This is a genomic window from Leptospira ellinghausenii, assembly GCF_003114815.1.
GTDB lineage: Bacteria > Spirochaetota > Leptospiria > Leptospirales > Leptospiraceae > Leptospira_A > Leptospira_A ellinghausenii.
Map to the genome: position 1 here is coordinate 143,823 of NZ_BFAZ01000009.1, position 15,876 is coordinate 159,698.

At 37.7% G+C, this 15,876-nt stretch carries 15 protein-coding genes; 4 read left to right on the forward strand and 11 right to left on the reverse strand.

Going from position 1 to position 15,876, the window contains the following annotated elements:
- Positions 1–8: 8 nt before the first annotated feature.
- The gene (flhF, locus tag DI076_RS09195) at positions 9–1,349 is read right to left on the reverse strand and encodes a flagellar biosynthesis GTPase FlhF (RefSeq protein WP_108959638.1); all 1,341 of its coding nucleotides are present in this window, start codon (positions 1,347–1,349) and stop codon (positions 9–11) included.
- A 181-nt stretch (positions 1,350–1,530) separates the two neighbouring features.
- Here flhF and mnmC2 point away from each other — a divergent pair, with 181 nt between their 5' ends.
- Together mnmC2 and mnmC1 are read left to right on the forward strand one after the other, a co-directional pair.
- Positions 1,531–2,259, forward strand: coding sequence for a tRNA (5-methylaminomethyl-2-thiouridine)(34)-methyltransferase MnmC2 (gene mnmC2, locus DI076_RS09200; protein ID WP_108959639.1), 729 nt, complete (start codon positions 1,531–1,533; stop codon positions 2,257–2,259).
- 5 nt (positions 2,260–2,264) lie between these two features.
- A complete protein-coding gene (gene mnmC1 / locus DI076_RS09205; RefSeq protein ID WP_108959640.1) occupies positions 2,265–3,461 on the forward strand; it encodes an FAD-dependent 5-carboxymethylaminomethyl-2-thiouridine(34) oxidoreductase MnmC1 in 1,197 nt (398 codons plus the stop codon).
- On the opposite strand, the gene lpxK is transcribed toward mnmC1, so the two are convergent.
- A complete protein-coding gene (lpxK, locus tag DI076_RS09210) occupies positions 3,397–4,506 on the reverse strand; it encodes a tetraacyldisaccharide 4'-kinase (RefSeq protein WP_108959641.1) in 1,110 nt (369 codons plus the stop codon). The genes mnmC1 and lpxK overlap by 65 nt on opposite strands.
- Positions 4,507–4,534: 28 nt before the next feature.
- A complete protein-coding gene (gene hisE, locus DI076_RS09215; RefSeq protein ID WP_015678552.1) occupies positions 4,535–4,813 on the reverse strand; it encodes a phosphoribosyl-ATP diphosphatase in 279 nt (92 codons plus the stop codon).
- 99 nt (positions 4,814–4,912) lie between these two features.
- Here hisE and DI076_RS09220 point away from each other — a divergent pair, with 99 nt between their 5' ends.
- Positions 4,913–5,734 carry a thioredoxin fold domain-containing protein gene (locus tag DI076_RS09220; RefSeq protein WP_108959642.1) on the forward strand — a complete coding sequence of 274 codons (822 nt, stop codon included), beginning with the start codon at positions 4,913–4,915 and terminating at the stop codon, positions 5,732–5,734.
- Positions 5,735–5,777: 43 nt separating this feature from the next.
- Here the strand turns inward: DI076_RS09220 and DI076_RS09225 are convergent, their stop codons facing one another.
- From DI076_RS09225 to DI076_RS09240, 4 genes are read right to left on the reverse strand one after another with little or no spacing between them, the layout of a single operon-like run.
- Entirely contained in the window at positions 5,778–7,082 is a 1,305-nt protein-coding gene (locus DI076_RS09225) for a UDP-glucose dehydrogenase family protein (protein ID WP_108959643.1), read from the reverse strand.
- A gap of 59 nt (positions 7,083–7,141) precedes the next feature.
- Entirely contained in the window at positions 7,142–8,329 is a 1,188-nt protein-coding gene (locus tag DI076_RS09230) for an ABC transporter ATP-binding protein (RefSeq protein ID WP_108959644.1), read from the reverse strand.
- 6 nt (positions 8,330–8,335) lie between these two features.
- Positions 8,336–9,085, reverse strand: coding sequence for an ABC transporter permease (locus DI076_RS09235; protein WP_108959645.1), 750 nt, complete (start codon positions 9,083–9,085; stop codon positions 8,336–8,338).
- 57 nt (positions 9,086–9,142) lie between these two features.
- On the reverse strand, positions 9,143–9,358 hold the full coding sequence (locus DI076_RS09240) for an LIC12298 family protein (protein ID WP_100716383.1): 216 nt from the start codon (positions 9,356–9,358) through the stop codon (positions 9,143–9,145).
- Positions 9,359–9,660: 302 nt separating this feature from the next.
- Between DI076_RS09240 and DI076_RS09245 the strand changes: the two genes are divergently transcribed.
- Positions 9,661–11,202, forward strand: coding sequence for a hypothetical protein (locus tag DI076_RS09245; protein WP_174705046.1), 1,542 nt, complete (start codon positions 9,661–9,663; stop codon positions 11,200–11,202).
- Here DI076_RS09245 and DI076_RS09250 read toward each other — a convergent pair.
- The 4 genes from DI076_RS09250 to DI076_RS09265 all read right to left on the reverse strand — a co-directional run bounded on the left by DI076_RS09250 (position 11,199) and on the right by DI076_RS09265 (position 15,876).
- Entirely contained in the window at positions 11,199–11,681 is a 483-nt protein-coding gene (locus DI076_RS09250; RefSeq protein WP_439957310.1) for an LIC_11959 family protein, read from the reverse strand. The genes DI076_RS09245 and DI076_RS09250 overlap by 4 nt on opposite strands.
- A 101-nt stretch (positions 11,682–11,782) precedes the next feature.
- A complete protein-coding gene (locus DI076_RS09255; protein ID WP_108959647.1) occupies positions 11,783–12,730 on the reverse strand; it encodes a HEAT repeat domain-containing protein in 948 nt (315 codons plus the stop codon).
- 109 nt (positions 12,731–12,839) lie between these two features.
- On the reverse strand, positions 12,840–13,313 hold the full coding sequence (locus DI076_RS09260) for a response regulator (RefSeq protein WP_108959648.1): 474 nt from the start codon (positions 13,311–13,313) through the stop codon (positions 12,840–12,842).
- Positions 13,314–13,362: 49 nt separating this feature from the next.
- Positions 13,363–15,876 (reverse strand): glycogen/starch/alpha-glucan phosphorylase, encoded by a 2,514-nt coding sequence (locus DI076_RS09265; protein ID WP_108959649.1) that lies wholly within the window; start codon positions 15,874–15,876, stop codon positions 13,363–13,365.

Sequence of the window (15,876 nt, forward strand, 5' to 3'; positions counted from 1 at the left end):
TGCGCACCTTACACAGTCTTCTCGAAGACTTCGCCCGCTATCCCTTTCAATTTTTCAGGAAAAATTACACATTCGGCAAGGATTTTTTTGGTGGCATTTAGGATATCAAATGGAACATCCTGGCCAACACTTAAGAATGCGAATTCCCTGTGAATAGTATCGGCTAATTCTACTACAGAACCTAAAAATTCTGCTTCATCGAGCTTGGTTAATAAAATTCTTTTATAACCAACCGACTCATACGCGTTTGTTACCGCAAGGGCATTGTCTTTGGAAACCGTAGAAGAAAGTACCAAGATGGTTTCAATCTGATCCTTTTCCCCAAAAACTTGGTAGAATTCCTGAAGTTTTTCCAGGTTTTCCGATTTACGGTGGGAGTATCCAGCTGTATCCACTAAGATGAGTTCGGATCCATCTCGAAGGATGGCTTCTTTCCATTTGCGTAAGTCTTTAGCCGCATAAAACGGAAGGCCCATGGCATCAGCATAAAACTTCAATTGGTCAATGGCCGCTATGCGGTAATTATCTGTTGTATACAGAGAAACTTTTTTCCCCATGTGCAAACTGTACTTAGCAGCTAACTTTGCTATGGAAGTCGTTTTTCCTGAACCAGTAGGACCTACAAAGAAGACAACCTTCCGTTTGCCACGAGTGGTTCCGCTAAAAAGATCCGAATCCACTTGGATCCTTTCTTCTAAATAAGTCACTGCTTTGTCTGTGACATTCGCATAACGACTTAGGTCCACTGCCGAAAGACGAGAAGTCAAAGTGACAGCCATTTCATCTAAATAAGATTCAGAAAATCCTTCACGTAACAGACGATCGACGAGCTTTTGGATATGGGGATGTCTTTCCTTTGTTTGGGGAACTGTTTCCGTTTTTGGTTCGAGTAAGGATTCCTTAGCTTCTGCTAAAGACAAACCAACAGGTCTTTCTTCATACGATTCGATTTCATAAACGGGTTGTTCTTGTCTTCGTTTGCGTTCTGAAAAAGGCCGAACGGATTCTATATTTTTTTTACGATTGTTGTAAGATAGGTTTGTGTTTTGCGAAGAAGAACCGACACCAACTCCCACAAGTCCAGATACAGGGAGGGATTCTGTTCTCTGTTTTTGTTTGATGAGTTCTTTGAGGTCTTTGAGTTTACGTTCGATTCGTTCTTTCGAATTTTGTTTTTCAGGGACACCCACATCAATTTCATACATCCGTTGTGCCATAAGACCCGTTCCAAAGAGTCCACCTTCTGTAATCACTCGTTGGTCATACAAATGGGCCTCAGGACCATATTTCATTTTCATCTGCATGATGCAGTCTTGTAAGTCTTTGCCTCGGATTTTCACAAAATCCATAGAATCTCCCCCAAACCTGGGAAAAATATGAATTGTACCCTCAATTTGGAAAGTCTTTTTTATGAGACATAATAAAATTGACTAATTCAGATCCGTTTTTGCCCATTTCCAAGTTACCATTTCAGATTCCGTTTCCCTTCCCGTTTTGTTCCCTCATTCTGGCAATAAATAGAAACCTAAGATGGACCCAAACAATGAAAAAGTCGGAATTGAAATGAAGGATGGAGTTCCCGTATCTCTTTCGTTCGATGATGTTTACTTTTCTAAAGAAGGTGGATGGGATGAATCCCGTTACGTGTTTGTGGAAGGGAACCAAATCCCAAATGTATTATCCGAAATCGAAGTTGTATCCATTGGAGAATTAGGGTTTGGCACGGGACTCAATTTATTTGTGACCTTAGATCTATGGTTAGGTGCAGAGAACCCACCTTCACTAGAGTATTTCAGTTTAGAAGGATTCCCTTTACCGAAAGAAACCTTACTCACACTCAATCATTCCTTTCCCGACAAACCTTTATGGACAGAAACATTACTCAATTCCTATGAGGAACAATTCCAAAAATGGGAAATGAACCCAAATGAGAGGGAATGGAAAACACAATTCTTTCACCCAAAGGGAAAAGCAAAGTTTCACGTCCATTTGTTCTTTGGTGATGTGGGTGTATGTTTAGATGAGTTTCCAATCATCGATTTTTGGTATTTGGATGGATTTTCACCAAGTAAAAATCCAAAGATGTGGTCCGAGGGTACATTATCAAAATTGCGTAACCATTCTAAAACGGGAACTCGATTTGCTACTTTCACAGCAGCTGGGTTCATCCGCAGGAATTTGGAAGGATTGGGGTTTCATATCCAAAAACAAAAAGGATTTGGGAAAAAAAGAGAAATGTTAACAGGAGTTTTACGCTAATCCTCATGAACCCATCTCAATCCAAAACAGCATTGGTGGTGGGTGCAGGAATTGCTGGTGCGAGCGTATGTTATGCGCTTTCCAAACAAAACATCAAAACAATTTTATTAGAACAAGAATCCAGTGCTGCCGAAAAAGCAAGTGGCAATCCAATCGGAGTTGTGTATCCTTTTCTCACCAAACACAAAACGCTTGAGTCTGAATTCTCTCTACTCGCATATCAGTATTTTTTAGAACTTTGGGAATCTTTGGATTTAGGGAAACGAGTACCACATGTGGATGGAATCCATTTTTTACTCGATTCCACTTCAGCATATGACCGTTATTCGCACTCGCTACATTCCCATCACATTCCAGAAACGTTGGCATGTCTTTCGAAAGAACCAAATTCAAATCTTGATGCACTACTATTTCCAAAAGGGAAAGCGGTTTCTCCTGTTTTTCTCACAAAAGAACTCATTCGAATTGCAAATCCTATGGAACACTATAATTCAAAACTCATTTCTTGGGAAGTGAATGAGGAAAATGGAAATCTAATTTGTCATACAGAAAAGGAAATCTTATATGTTGATTATTTATTCTTAGCACAAGGATACCAATTTGTAATGGATCCAAAACTCCAATGGATTCCCATGAAACAAGTACGTGGGCAAATTGTACGAATCCCATCCTCCATTTTCCAAAACCAATTTTCCATTTTGTATGGTGATTATTTAACTGCCGAAATTGGCGGCGAACGAGTACTTGGTGCCAGTTTTGATGAATTTCATTTGGAAGAAGAGACGAGGCAAAAAGAAACATTCGATTTATGGAATGGCTTACAAACAAAACTTCCAAACCTACTTCCCAATTGGAAAGAAATCGAAATCCAAAATTTTGGCACTCGGGTGAGTTTTAGAACTCAGTCCCAGGACAGACACCCAGTTGTCGGCAAACTGCCCAATCATTCACTTTTAGATACATCCGTAAAATACCAAAATTTATTCCGAAAAAATGCGAAAACCTTTCAAATTCCCTATTATGAAACAGTTGGGATTCTGAATGGGCTCGGATCTCGTGGGTTAACACATGCACTACTCGCAGCAGAAATTTTAGTGTGTGATCTTCTCTCTCAGAAGTTAGAGATTTCTGACACGATTAAGAAGGCTTTGAAACCAGACCGTTTTTTACTTCGTAAGTGGAAACGAGATGAGCTAACATAGACTCAAAAACAGATTGTTCATGTAACACCACATCAACTCGGATGACAAAAAGTTGTATTTTGTGACGTTTTAATTCTTCGATAAATTTATTTTGTGTTCTTACCTTTACCCAATCTTTTTCCGTTGTCACAAAAATCGTTTTTTCATCTTTAGCATCCAGTAAAGCAAGTAATACCGTTTCTTCAAATTCATAATGGTCAGGGAAAAATCGAGATTGGATTTGATTTGTATTTAAGGTAGAGATCGTTGTTTCCAAAACATGAATTGGATTCCCAACACCAGTAAACAAAAAATAACTATAGTTAGGCCTGACTTCTTGCTCTCGTGAATTTTTAGGAACCAATGTTTGTTCGAATGTATCTAAATTAATTTGATAGGCATCTGCTCGGAAGGAAGAACCAAAGGTAGGCAATTGAATTCCTAATCGGCCGAGTGTTACTTTTCCTTTCTCGAATTCTTTTTGATTTGTTTCCGTAATTTTTGTAAATACAATGACGTTTGCACGTTTTAAATGCGAAATTGGTTCTCGTAAATACCCAAGTGGGATCGTAAAACCATTTCCAAATGGAGCATTATTGTCGAGTAGTACAATGTCAAAATCTCTATGAATTTGGTTGTGTTGGAATCCATCATCCAAAATCACAATATGTTGTTTGGACTGAATTTGATTGTATTTGAGAAAACTATCAATTCGATTCTGCCCAATCATAACTTGAACACTAGGAAATCGTTCTTTGTGTTCGCTAGGTTCATCTCCAAATAGATTTGGAAAATTGCCATCAGTAAGGATTGCACCTTCTTTTGACAATTTTGCTTTGTATCCACGAGATAGGATCGTAATCGCATACTCTTTGTTAGTTTTCTGGAAGTATTGGACTAAATATTGAACAAAAGGAGTTTTCCCAGTACCACCTACCGTGATGTTTCCAACACTGATCACTAAGGCATTTGGCAAAACGGTAGTTTTTTTTCTCCCTTGTGACAACCAAAAGAGAAACTGATACAACCAAGTAAGAGGTAAAAATAAAGTGAAAAAAACTTTCATTTCGTTTCGCGAGAGGAAACTACTACTGTTAACTGTGTCTTTTTTCTAATTCTTTTGCGATAGTCGATAAGCTAATCCCTTTTTCCACCATCAATACTTCTAAATGGAAAACCAAATCTGCAATTTCGTGAATGAGTTCTTTTTCGTTTGGATTTTTAGCGGCAATGATGACTTCACCCGCTTCCTCACCTATTTTTTTAAGGATACGATCAACACCGTCTCGAAATAATTCAGCTGTGTAAGATTTTTCAGGTAATTCTTCTTTTCGTTTGCGGAGTAAATCTTCCAATTTTAATAAAAATTCCATTTCGTTTGCCTTCTAACTACCATGGAAACTGCCCATTCTATTTCGAAAAAGCGAAAATTGGTTGTTGGTAATCTCCGAAATCAGCTAGAATGAGAAAGGATGTTACGTTTTACCACTCTCGTTTTTTCCTTCATTTTTTGCTCGAGTTTATCTGCTGAGTCAAGTTGGGGCAATTCCATTCAAAAGGGATTTGAAACCGCCAAACAGGAAAATAAATTCATTATCGTTGATGTATTTGCAGATTGGTGTACGTATTGTATGGTTTTGGAAAAAGAAATTTTCCCAGACCCAGAAGTGAGTCGCATCTTAGACCAGTTTGTTCGAGTACGACTCGACGGGGAAGAATTCCCCAACCTCCGTAAAAAATACAATGTAGAAGGTTATCCTACGATTTTGTTCTTAGATGGGGATGGAAATTTTGTCACAAAGATCGTAGGCCTTGCAACCAAGGAAGATATTGTATCCCTTTCCAAAAGGATTTTACAAGAACCAAACTTAGAATCTTTTTTAAAAACTGAAATTAGAAAAGAAAAAGAGAACCCTCATTTAAACTTTCGTTTAGGTTTGTTGTACTTTCAAAACAAGGAATATGAAAAAGCAGAAGAACAATTTCTAGCTTCCATTCAAAAATCAAAAAACATTCCCATTGTAAAAGAGAACTCTCACTTTAATTTAAATTTGATTCGATCTGTCAATGGACCAAAAGATGGTGCTGTATCTTCTTGGAAAGAATTCATCAAAAACTATCCAAATTCCAAACGAATCACAACCGCAAAATTGTATTATGGGATTAGTTTAAAAGAAACGGGAGACTTAAAACTTGCAAAATCCATTCTTACCGAGATCCAACCGAAGTTAGTCTCGGAGTCAGACAAAACAATTTGTAAAGAAACTCTCCTGCAAATAGAAAAGGGTTTTTAATTTAGAAATCACTTAGGCAAACAATGGTTTGCCTAAAATCTAATTAACGATTCCCAATGGAATAATATGTAAAACCTAATTCTTGCATAAGTGTAGGTTTATATTGATTTCTTCCATCAAAGATAAGGGGAGCCTTTAACAAGGATTTAATCTTTGCAAAATCTGGTTCCCTGAATTCTCGCCACTCTGTTAATAATAACATAGCATCTGCACCTTCTAAAGTAGAATATGCATCTTCTTTATATTCTACTTTGCCATCAAAATAATACTTTGAAGTCTCCATAGCAGCTGGATCAAATACTTGGATTTTGGCACCGTTTTTATGGAGTTCATAGATTAGTGGAATTGATGGAGCTTCTCGCATATCATCGGTTCCTGGTTTAAACGATAGGCCCCAAATACCAAATGTTTTCCCCTTCATATCAGTTGCTTTGAAGTGTTGGAAAATTTTATCAGTAAGTCTTGTTTTTTGTTTTTCATTCACATCTTCTACGGATTGGATGATGTGCATTGGTGCATTGACTTCTTCTGCTGTCCTAAGAAGTGCTCTCACATCTTTTGGGAAACAAGATCCACCATAACCAATACCCGCATATAAGAATTGTCGTCCAATTCTTGAATCTGTTCCCATACCTTTCCGAACATCATCATAATTGGCACCTAACGCATCACACAAATTGGCGATCTCATTTACAAAGGAAATTTTTGTCGCAAGGAAAGCGTTACAAGCATACTTTGTGAGTTCCGCAGAGCGTATGCTCATGGTGATAATTGGGTTTCCATTCAATACAAATGGAGAGTATAACTCACTCATTTTTTTAGCAGCGTGGTCTGATTCAGCACCAATCACCACTCGCTCAGGACGCATAAAATCTTCAATTGCAGCCCCTTCTTTTAAAAATTCAGGATTTGAAACGACATCAAACGAGTGTTTTGTGTTTTTGGCAACAATTTCTTTTACTTTGTCTGCAGTTCCAACGGGAACAGTTGATTTATCAACAATGATTTTGTGTCCATTCATTGTTTTACCAACTTCTTCTGCTACAGCGAAAACAAATCGTAAATCGGCAGAACCGTTATTGGATGTTGGAGTTCCAACGGCAATGAATACGAATTCAGAAGACTCAACTCCATCCTTTAACGATGTGGAAAATTTAAGTCTGCCTTCTTTATAATTACGTTCTACCAGTTCTGACAAACCTGGTTCATAAATCGGTATGATCCCTGTTTTTAAATCACTGATCTTTTTTTCATCTTTATCAATACAAATCACATCATTGCCATATTCAGCAAAACAGGTACCTGCAACGAGACCCACATATCCGGTTCCGACTACGCAAACTTTCATAGGATTTCCAGAATTTCTATTTGGACCAAAAAGGAAACTGTTTTTCTAAATAGAAGAACCTACTCTTCTCGGATGTGAAATTGTGTTGGGATATGACAAATTCCTACGAATTTTTCAATTTTCCCTGATTCTACTTCAAAATCTAAGATGGATTCCCGCCAGAAATAACTCCCTTCAATATGGGATTCACCCTTATGGATTGAAACCCCAATCGTATACTTTCCTTGGGAAAACTGAATTGGGAATTCAAACTCTACCAGGTATTCTTTGCCCTTTTTGAAACTCCGATTGCCATCACCTAAGTGATGCGTATTTGTTCCAAAGATACGAATCCCTTTTTCATTATCGATATGAAAACCAACGGTGACATCCTCTATGAATGTATCGGATTGGAATACTAGTTTTAAGCGAACCTGTGCTCCTATAAAAAATACATTTGAAGAAACATCATTCTGATTTTGAATGCTGACATTTAAATTTTGAATGGACTTGGAGGAATAGGAATCCGGTGGACTTGTCTCACCAGCTAACACATGCATATATTGTTCAATTGTTTCTTTAGGATTTCCTTCATAAAGAAGTTTGCCTTTATCTAATAAAAGGGCACGTGTACAAAAATAAGAAACCAATCCTAAATCATGACTCACCACAAGTATAGAGGTTCCTAATTCAGAAAATTCACGAATTCGTTTCAGACATTTTTGTTGGAAACTTGCATCTCCCACAGCCAAGGCTTCATCGACGATGAGGATGTCTGGTCTTTTTGCCGTGGCCAAACTAAAACCAAGTCTCATTGCCATACCAGAGCTATAGTTTTTTAAAGGAGTGTAACGAAACTCTTCCAGTTCCGCAAATGCGAATATATCATCAGATAATGATCTGATTTCTTTTGGTTTGTATCCCCACACAAGACCATTGAAAAATACATTTTCTTCACCTGACAATTCAGGGTTAAATCCAACACTTAATTCAAGTAAGGCACGAACAGAACCATTCACTTGTAAATTGCCTTTATCTTTTTGGATCACACCAGTGATTAACTTTAAAAGAGTCGATTTACCGGCTCCATTCCTTCCAATGATGCCAAGTATTTCTCCTGGACTTACTTTTAAGTTCAATGAATCAATTGCCGTAAATTTTGAGTCAATCCCTAAGTAACCAAAACTAAGTCCAGCAAGGATCCGTTTCCAAGGTTTGGAAAACCCATGATAATCCTTGGAAAGATTTTCAATCAAAACTGAATTCATTTGAACTTAAAGATGATCCAAAATCACGGATTGGAATTTCCGTTTGGCGAGTAAATAAACAAGAAAAAAGAAAAGTAAAAATGGCATTATGTGTAACCACTCAAACTGAGACTGGAACCCACTAATCACAGTTGTGCGAAATACATCCAATGGGATAGTGAATGGATTCCATTCATTCCATTGTTTAAGATACCCTGTTGGGTAATACAAAACAGGAATCCCCCAAAATACCAATTGGCTCACCAAACGAATTAAAGGTGAGATATCCCTTAAGAGAATATTGAGTCGAGAAAGATAATGTAAAAGTAACATCAAATACAGTCCAGACAGAACAAGGACTGTATAACCAAAAAAGATTCCCGTTAGATTTAATGTTCCAGAATACCCTAAGTAAAGGAACACCGGAATGGAAGTGATAAAACTATGAATGAGAAACTGAACAAAAGGAATCCATAAAAAAAGATCAATGCCAAGACTTGAACGTTTGAGTAAGGAACGATTGTCAGTGAGGATACCTGTGCCTCGGACGAGTAATTCTTGGATGGGAATCCAATACAATAGTCCAGTGAGTAAATAAGCAGTGAAATCTTCTTGGGTGGATGGGTTTCTAAGATTCAGGACTAAAAAGACAAGAGCGTACAAACTGATCAGTACTAAATTCTGCAAAAACATCCAGGAAATTCCCAAAAAGGAACCTGCATATTGCAGAGCATAGTCACGCCGAACGAGTGCCCAAAGTATGGATAGTTTCTCCATACTTTGATTGTCGGCCCCCAGTCACTGATTCTAGACCAGAAACCAGGGCATTGGTCCTTACATCTTCCTTAAGTTCTTTTGCCCTAAGTCAGAAAGATTGGGGGATACCCAATTCCCTTTTTGGACCACCTCTCCTTGGAACGCTTCCATGAGGTACTCTTCGAAGGTTTTTCCGGATTGGTTTTGGGCAAATCCCTTTTTAGGACCTTGGCCAGCGAGCCCAGAATCCTTATGGCGGTTGTAAGCGGGTTGTTGGATGGATCGAACGATCATAGGTTTTTCCTCCCCGTCATCATGTTAGACGACATAAAACTAAAAAATAATACCAATAATATACTAAACGCTTGTTTACACTACTTAACATATGAGAAGTTAAGTCAATATTTTTTTCACGTTTTTATCGGTTTGTATTAACAATTTAGCATTCCTCTGGGACAAAACCCGCCCTAGATGGATTTTTTTTTCATCGTTCTCTAGAATATGTCCCTTTTTCAGAAAAAAGCAAACGGAATGAGGGAAAAAAAGAACAAAATTGAACCCCAATCCTGGTGGATTGGCAGAAAATCGCGCTTTTTTTGTGGTTTATCTTCGTACAGTCATTGTTTGCTGGCGAGAAATCACCAAAAGACGTATCTGTAGCCAGTTTACTGCGTGTTGGATTCTCTCCAAAATTAGTGGCCCTCTGGCAACAGAAGGTAAAGGCCCCACGGACAGAGTTTTTCCAATGGAAACGTTCCCTGCAAGGTAAGGATGCGGCACTTGTCTCCAAATTATGGAAAGTCGAGAACTTGAGTTACCCCCCTCCAAACCGGGAAACAAAACCAAACATCCCCCATGACAAAAAGAAAATCGGGAATCATGGCATTACCGAAAACAAACCCCAAACAGACATTCCTACCAAGGATCCATTTTTAGAAGACCATTTGTTTTTAGGACTTGGGTACCAAAACTTGGATGTCCAATACCTTCCGAGAGAAGAAAAAAACCATTCCGCCTTTGCCTTTGGGGGAACCCAAAAAGGCCAACGATTTTCCTTTGAAAAACGTGATGAAAATTTTTTATACGGCATTCATTTAAAATACAATTCTTTCCACATAACATCTGGTAATCGGTATAAACCAATCCCTCAGTTTTACTTTGCCAAAGATCCCAATTTTTATTCTCAAATGGATAGACCCAATTCACCACTGCCCCAACCTATTCAAAGTTCTCATTTTTTCGGAACCCAAAATTCCCTATTTGGGAAGATTGCTGATTACGGGGTATATTATGCACCAGGGTTTTCGGTCTTCCCTGGCATATACTTTTCATCACCAAACAAATCCTATTCGGGAGTTTGGTCACCAGGTGAAAATAAATCCAGTTTTTTTATCAATGATACCTTACAATTACAACAATTTGGGAAACATAGAATCCAATCAGAATCAATTTTAAACCACAAAGAGTCTGTTGGTTTTTACTATTCAAAATCAGAATTTCTAGACTCAAAATTTTTAGTTGATGTTACCGTTTACAGAGACTCACCACTTCTGTATGGCAATGTCGCCACTGGAGACATTCGCCCAGAAATCCCACAAACTTTAGGTTATATGAGAGGTAGTTATCAAAACATTTTAGGGGGAGAGATTTTATCCTCGCAGGAAGGTCATCGTTATGAAAGTGGTGGTTCTGGTTTTTTACCCATCATCGCTACGCAGTTTGGGAATGTCCTCTATCGTTATAGACAATATAATGAAGTTGGCAACTACCAATACCAAGAAACGGGAAGAGCCATATTCTATGAATGGAGAAAAGATCGTACCGTTTATTCCTTTGGGATGGAACGACGAGAATTAGGAAGCCAATGGGAAGGAAAAATTGCAATCCCAATTCAATTTGGACATTTATTGGAACTAAGTGCGATTTTTAGAGAAGGGAATTTAAAAACAAGATCTTGGTTTGAAAACTGGACGTATGCATCCGATTTTAATATCAATTTAACAGATAGAGAAGAAATCATCAAAATTAAATATGTAAGTCAATTTGTTTCATTAAACGTCAGTTATTCTGAGAAAAAAACATCTCCCACACCTATTTTATTCATCAATTTTCAATTTTTACATTTATTTGATCTCTAATACAACAAATCGTCGGTTCTGATTTCTTGGTAAGTTTGTAATTGGAAAATAGGGATCGATTGTTTGTCGATGAATTCATTTTTTTCGCCAGGAAGTTTTTTGGGAGTGGGTAATGATGACCTCTTTCCTCTTTCATCTACTGCATAATGATAGTATCCGATCCATTCCCCTTTGACTAAATAAGGATTGCCAATAAACAAATCTTTGACAAAAAATTCAGCGTCCAAATCAAACTTATTCCTACGGTACCGAAAGTGAATTTCATCTCCATTTAAATCATAAAATACAACAAAATCCCCTTGTTTCCCTTTAAAATACAACTTCCATTCTAAAGGAAAAACTCCCGTTTTTTGGAATTCCAATTTACCATCTAAGATTCGTTTTTCGGAACGAGAGATTGGTCCTGTGTATTTGGATTCTGTTTCCGCAAAAAGACCAATGGATAGAAATAAAAAACCAATGAATCCAAAGATATGCATCTGAGAAAAAAACATCTTAGTTTGAATTGAAATATTTTGATATCGTATTTGATTCCATCGTAAGAGAACCTTATAGATAAAATTTGTAGACCAAAAGAATTTCATTTCGGTTCTTCTTCTGGTTTATCCTCAGTGGTTTTGTCGTCGTCAGAGGAATTGTCTTTTCCATTGATCATATCAATGGCTTTTTTTGCTGCTTTTTGTACCTTGGGACTTGGGTCGCGGTCTCGTTTGTATTCCAATAATTCCAAAGCTTTGGGATCACGTAAATTTCCCATAAATTCAATGGCTCGTAATCTTACCATACTATCATCATCACGAGCAAATTCATTCAGTTCTTGGAAAACTTCTTTATCACCCATAGTTACTAAGGCACCAATAGCATAAATTTTGAGTGATTGTGCTTTTTTAGCATCCAACTTTCCAGAGGTTTTTTTAAGAGAATCTAGCAGTTCATATAACTTAGGTTTTGCTGCTTCTGATTTAAGTTTTCCCAAAGTATTCATCGAATAACAACGGAGAGTTGTTGGTTGGATATCGTCAAAAGCTACTTCGAGAAGTGCAGACTCCGCATCTTGGTATAAAACGGTTCCAAAATACAATGCAATTTGCCCGCGGATATCGGCATTATTAAACTTCTCTCTAAATTTTGTTTCCAAATATGGTGCCGCAATTTTTCCCTCAGGTAATTCGGCGAGAGAACTGATGTATAAACTAAGAGAATTTGAATTTTTAGTGAAATCTTCTTTTTTTACTTTTTCTAAGAGTGGGTTTGTTGCTTCTGCAAGTTTCATTTTTTTTGCAGAAGTTACCGCTTGTTTGTTCACATCTTCATTTGGATCTTCAAAGAGTAAAATAATGGTTTCATGGTTTTCTTTTAGATTCAAATCGCCTACTGTTTTGAGTAAGACAATCTTCATTCCCATATCCTTTTCTGTTTTGAGTTGTTCTCCAACTAAAACATAAAGTTCAGCTGCATTTTCCTTCGGAAAACGTACAAGTTCACCTAATGCTTGTTTTCGTTCTTGGCTCGTACCATAACGAATCATTTTAGAAAGCACTTCTTTTTTTTTGGAAATTTGTTCAGAAGAAAGTTCTTTCTCTTTTCCAAATAAAGGGGAAAGAGAGAGAACTCCAATGAATAAAAAACTGAGGAATTTATTTCGGTTGGTTTGTTTCCAACTCCAATATCCTTCGGTTGAGGGCTTGGATGAGGTGTTGGTTTTCCAAATTTTGACGGAACTTATCCAGTAAGTCTTTGATGTCTTTGGATAACTCTTCAATGTTCCAAGGTTTTTCGACATACCGACTGAGTCCCCCATTATTGATGGCATAAATTGCGGAATCAAGTCCCGCTTGCCCTGTGAGAAGGATTTTGATCGCATCAGGGAGGCGTTGGTGCACCTGTTCCAAAAATCGATCCCCTTTCATTCCTGGCATCACCTGATCAGAAACGATGAGTTCTACAATATCGTTACTACCAATGATTTCATCAATGAGAGAAAGAGCTTCTTCTGCACTACTTGCTGTCTCGATGATATGGGATTCTCCAAACCGAGCCAGTAGTTGCTCCGCAAGCGTCTCCAACACTGATACTTCATCATCGACACATATAATATAACCTTTACTCATTTGAAACCCTTCCCTTGGAACGATAATCCTTTTGTTCTATATTGTCGATTCAGTTTTGTGGCAATTTATAGATAGTTTGGGGTGGAATTGTGTCAAGAAGCGGGACTTTCCAAATGTCCTTGGCATACTCCCGGATAGTCCGATCGGAAGAAAATTTGCCAGACCTAGCCACATTGAGAATGGACTTTTTGGTCCAAGTGGTACCATCTAAAAAGTCATGGGCCACTCGGTTTTGTGTTTCATCGTAGGACCGAAAATCAGCCATCAGTAGATAATTGTCTGTATAAAACAAACTATCGTAAATGGGACCAAAAACACCTGGTTCCCCCAAAGAGAAAAAATTCTCACGGATCATAAGCAAAATTCGGTGTAAGTCTTCATTCTGGTGGATAAAGTCGGATGGTTTGTAACCTGCTTCTTTCATTCGAAACACTTCTTCTGTATGGAGACCGAAGATATAAATGTTTTCCTGTCCCACTTCTTCCAAAATTTCAACATTGGCACCATCTAATGTTCCGATGGTCAATGCACCATTTAACATGAATTTCATGTTACTTGTTCCTGATGCTTCTGTTCCTGCAGTTGAAATTTGTTCTGACAAATTACTTCCAGGTATAATTTTTTCTGCAAGGCTCACGCGGTAATTTGGAATAAAGACTACCTTCAATCGTTCTGCCACGTCCTTATCGCGGTTCACAACCCAAGCTACATTATTGATGAGTTTTATGATCAGTTTTGCCATATAATACCCTGGAGCGGCTTTGCCCCCAAAGATGACAGTTCTTGGTGTGATTTCTGAATTGGGATTTTCTTTGATCCTACGGTAAAGTGCAATCACTCGTAAAACATTTAACAGTTGGCGTTTGTATTCATGGAAACGTTTGATTTGTACATCAATGAGTGAATGTGGATCGATTGTGATTCCTGTTTCACTTTTGATGATCCTTGCGAGTTCATTTTTGGCAGTAAACTTTACTTGTTTCCAATCGTTTTGGAAATCGGCATCATCCACAAATGCTTCTAAATCCTTTAACTTATATAAGTTGGTTGTGAATTCATTCCCTATTTTTTTAGATATTAAATTCGCAAGACTTGGGTTCGACTGTAACAACCATCGTCTTGGTGTGATTCCATTCGTTTTGTTATTAAATTTTTCTGGAAATACCTTTGTGAATGGTTGGAAAATGGTTTTTTGGATGAGATCAGAATGTAAGGCGGCAACTCCGTTCACACGGTAAGAACCGATGACCGCTAAGTTTGCCATTCGCACTCGTTTTTCACTACCTTCCTCAATGATACTTACTTGTTGTATTTCAGATTCTGATAAAACACCTTTGTTTCGAACATCAGTTAGAAATCGATGGTTGATTTCATAAATAATTTCTAAGTGTCTTGGTAATAATTTTTCAAATAACTCTACACGCCAAGACTCAAGGGCTTCTGGTAACACAGTGTGATTTGTATAAGAAAATACTTTTGTCACATTCTCCCATGCAGGTTCCCAATCCATTTCCTCATTGTCTAAGAAAATGCGCATGAGTTCTGCAATTCCAATGCTTGGATGTGTATCATTTAATTGGATGGCTATGAAATCTGGAAGTTCCTTCAAATTGTATTTGAATTCACGAAATTGAATTAGGATGTCCTGTAAGGAAGCACACACCATAAAGTATTGTTGTTTGAGACGTAACACCTTCCCTTGTTCGGTGGTGTCATTTGGATATAATACTTTAGAGATATTTTCAGAGATTGATTTGTCTTGTACGGCTTTCATATAATCGCCGTGGTTAAAATAATCTAAGTTGAATTCCTCTGATGATTTTGCTGCCCAAAGCCTAAGATAGTTCACCGTACTCGTGTTAAATCCAGGAATAGGATAATCATGAGCGGAAGCAAGAACGGTTTCATCTGGTACCCAATCATGTTGGATTTTTCCCTTCCCTGAAACCCGTGTTTCTGTGTGACCAAAAAATCCAACTGAAAACGAAATATCAGAACGAACGACTTCATAAGGAACACCATCTGCATCCCAGTGGTCGGGCATTTCTAATTGGCTACCATTGGCAATGATTTGGTTAAAAATCCCATAATCATATCGAATTCCATAACCAAATCCAGGTACGTTTAAGGTTGCCATAGAATCTAAAAAACAAGCTGCGAGTCGACCTAGTCCCCCATTTCCTAAACCAGCATCCGTTTCAAATTCTAAAACATCTGTTAGTTCAAAACCAATCCCCCGTAACATTTCTTGAATTGTTTCGTATAACCCAAGATTGATGAGAGCATTCATGAGAGTTCGTCCCATTAAAAACTCTAGAGAAAAATAAAAAACTTTTTTTGGGTTTTGTTCTCGGTAACGTTCGTGAGTAAAATTAAGTCGATCAATAAGGAAGTCACGAATGGTATGACCTAACGCCTTATAAATATCTTCATTCTTTAAATTATAACGATTTTTACCAATGGTATATTCTAAGTGGTGAGCAAATTGTTTTTCCATCGAAGCCAGGTCGGCTTTTTGTTCTTCGGATAATAAATTGATGAGACGAGGGTTGTTGACTACCAT

Bases quoted from the DNA above. Each gene is read 5' to 3' on its own strand.
- flhF (WP_108959638.1), bottom strand. From the start codon at position 1,349: ATGGATTTTGTGAAAATCCGAGGCAAAGACTTACAAGACTGCATCATG.
- mnmC2 (WP_108959639.1), top strand. From the start codon at position 1,531: ATGGACCCAAACAATGAAAAAGTCGGAATTGAAATGAAGGATGGAGTT.
- mnmC1 (WP_108959640.1), top strand. From the start codon at position 2,265: ATGAACCCATCTCAATCCAAAACAGCATTGGTGGTGGGTGCAGGAATT.
- lpxK (WP_108959641.1), bottom strand. From the start codon at position 4,506: ATGAAAGTTTTTTTCACTTTATTTTTACCTCTTACTTGGTTGTATCAG.
- hisE (WP_015678552.1), bottom strand. From the start codon at position 4,813: ATGGAATTTTTATTAAAATTGGAAGATTTACTCCGCAAACGAAAAGAA.
- DI076_RS09220 (WP_108959642.1), top strand. From the start codon at position 4,913: ATGTTACGTTTTACCACTCTCGTTTTTTCCTTCATTTTTTGCTCGAGT.
- DI076_RS09225 (WP_108959643.1), bottom strand. From the start codon at position 7,082: ATGAAAGTTTGCGTAGTCGGAACCGGATATGTGGGTCTCGTTGCAGGT.
- DI076_RS09230 (WP_108959644.1), bottom strand. From the start codon at position 8,329: ATGAATTCAGTTTTGATTGAAAATCTTTCCAAGGATTATCATGGGTTT.
- DI076_RS09235 (WP_108959645.1), bottom strand. From the start codon at position 9,085: ATGGAGAAACTATCCATACTTTGGGCACTCGTTCGGCGTGACTATGCT.
- DI076_RS09240 (WP_100716383.1), bottom strand. From the start codon at position 9,358: ATGATCGTTCGATCCATCCAACAACCCGCTTACAACCGCCATAAGGAT.
- DI076_RS09250 (WP_439957310.1), bottom strand. From the start codon at position 11,681: ATGCATATCTTTGGATTCATTGGTTTTTTATTTCTATCCATTGGTCTT.
- DI076_RS09255 (WP_108959647.1), bottom strand. From the start codon at position 12,730: ATGATTCGTTATGGTACGAGCCAAGAACGAAAACAAGCATTAGGTGAA.
- DI076_RS09260 (WP_108959648.1), bottom strand. From the start codon at position 13,313: ATGAGTAAAGGTTATATTATATGTGTCGATGATGAAGTATCAGTGTTG.
- DI076_RS09265 (WP_108959649.1), bottom strand. From the start codon at position 15,876: ATGGTAGTCAACAACCCTCGTCTCATCAATTTATTATCCGAAGAACAA.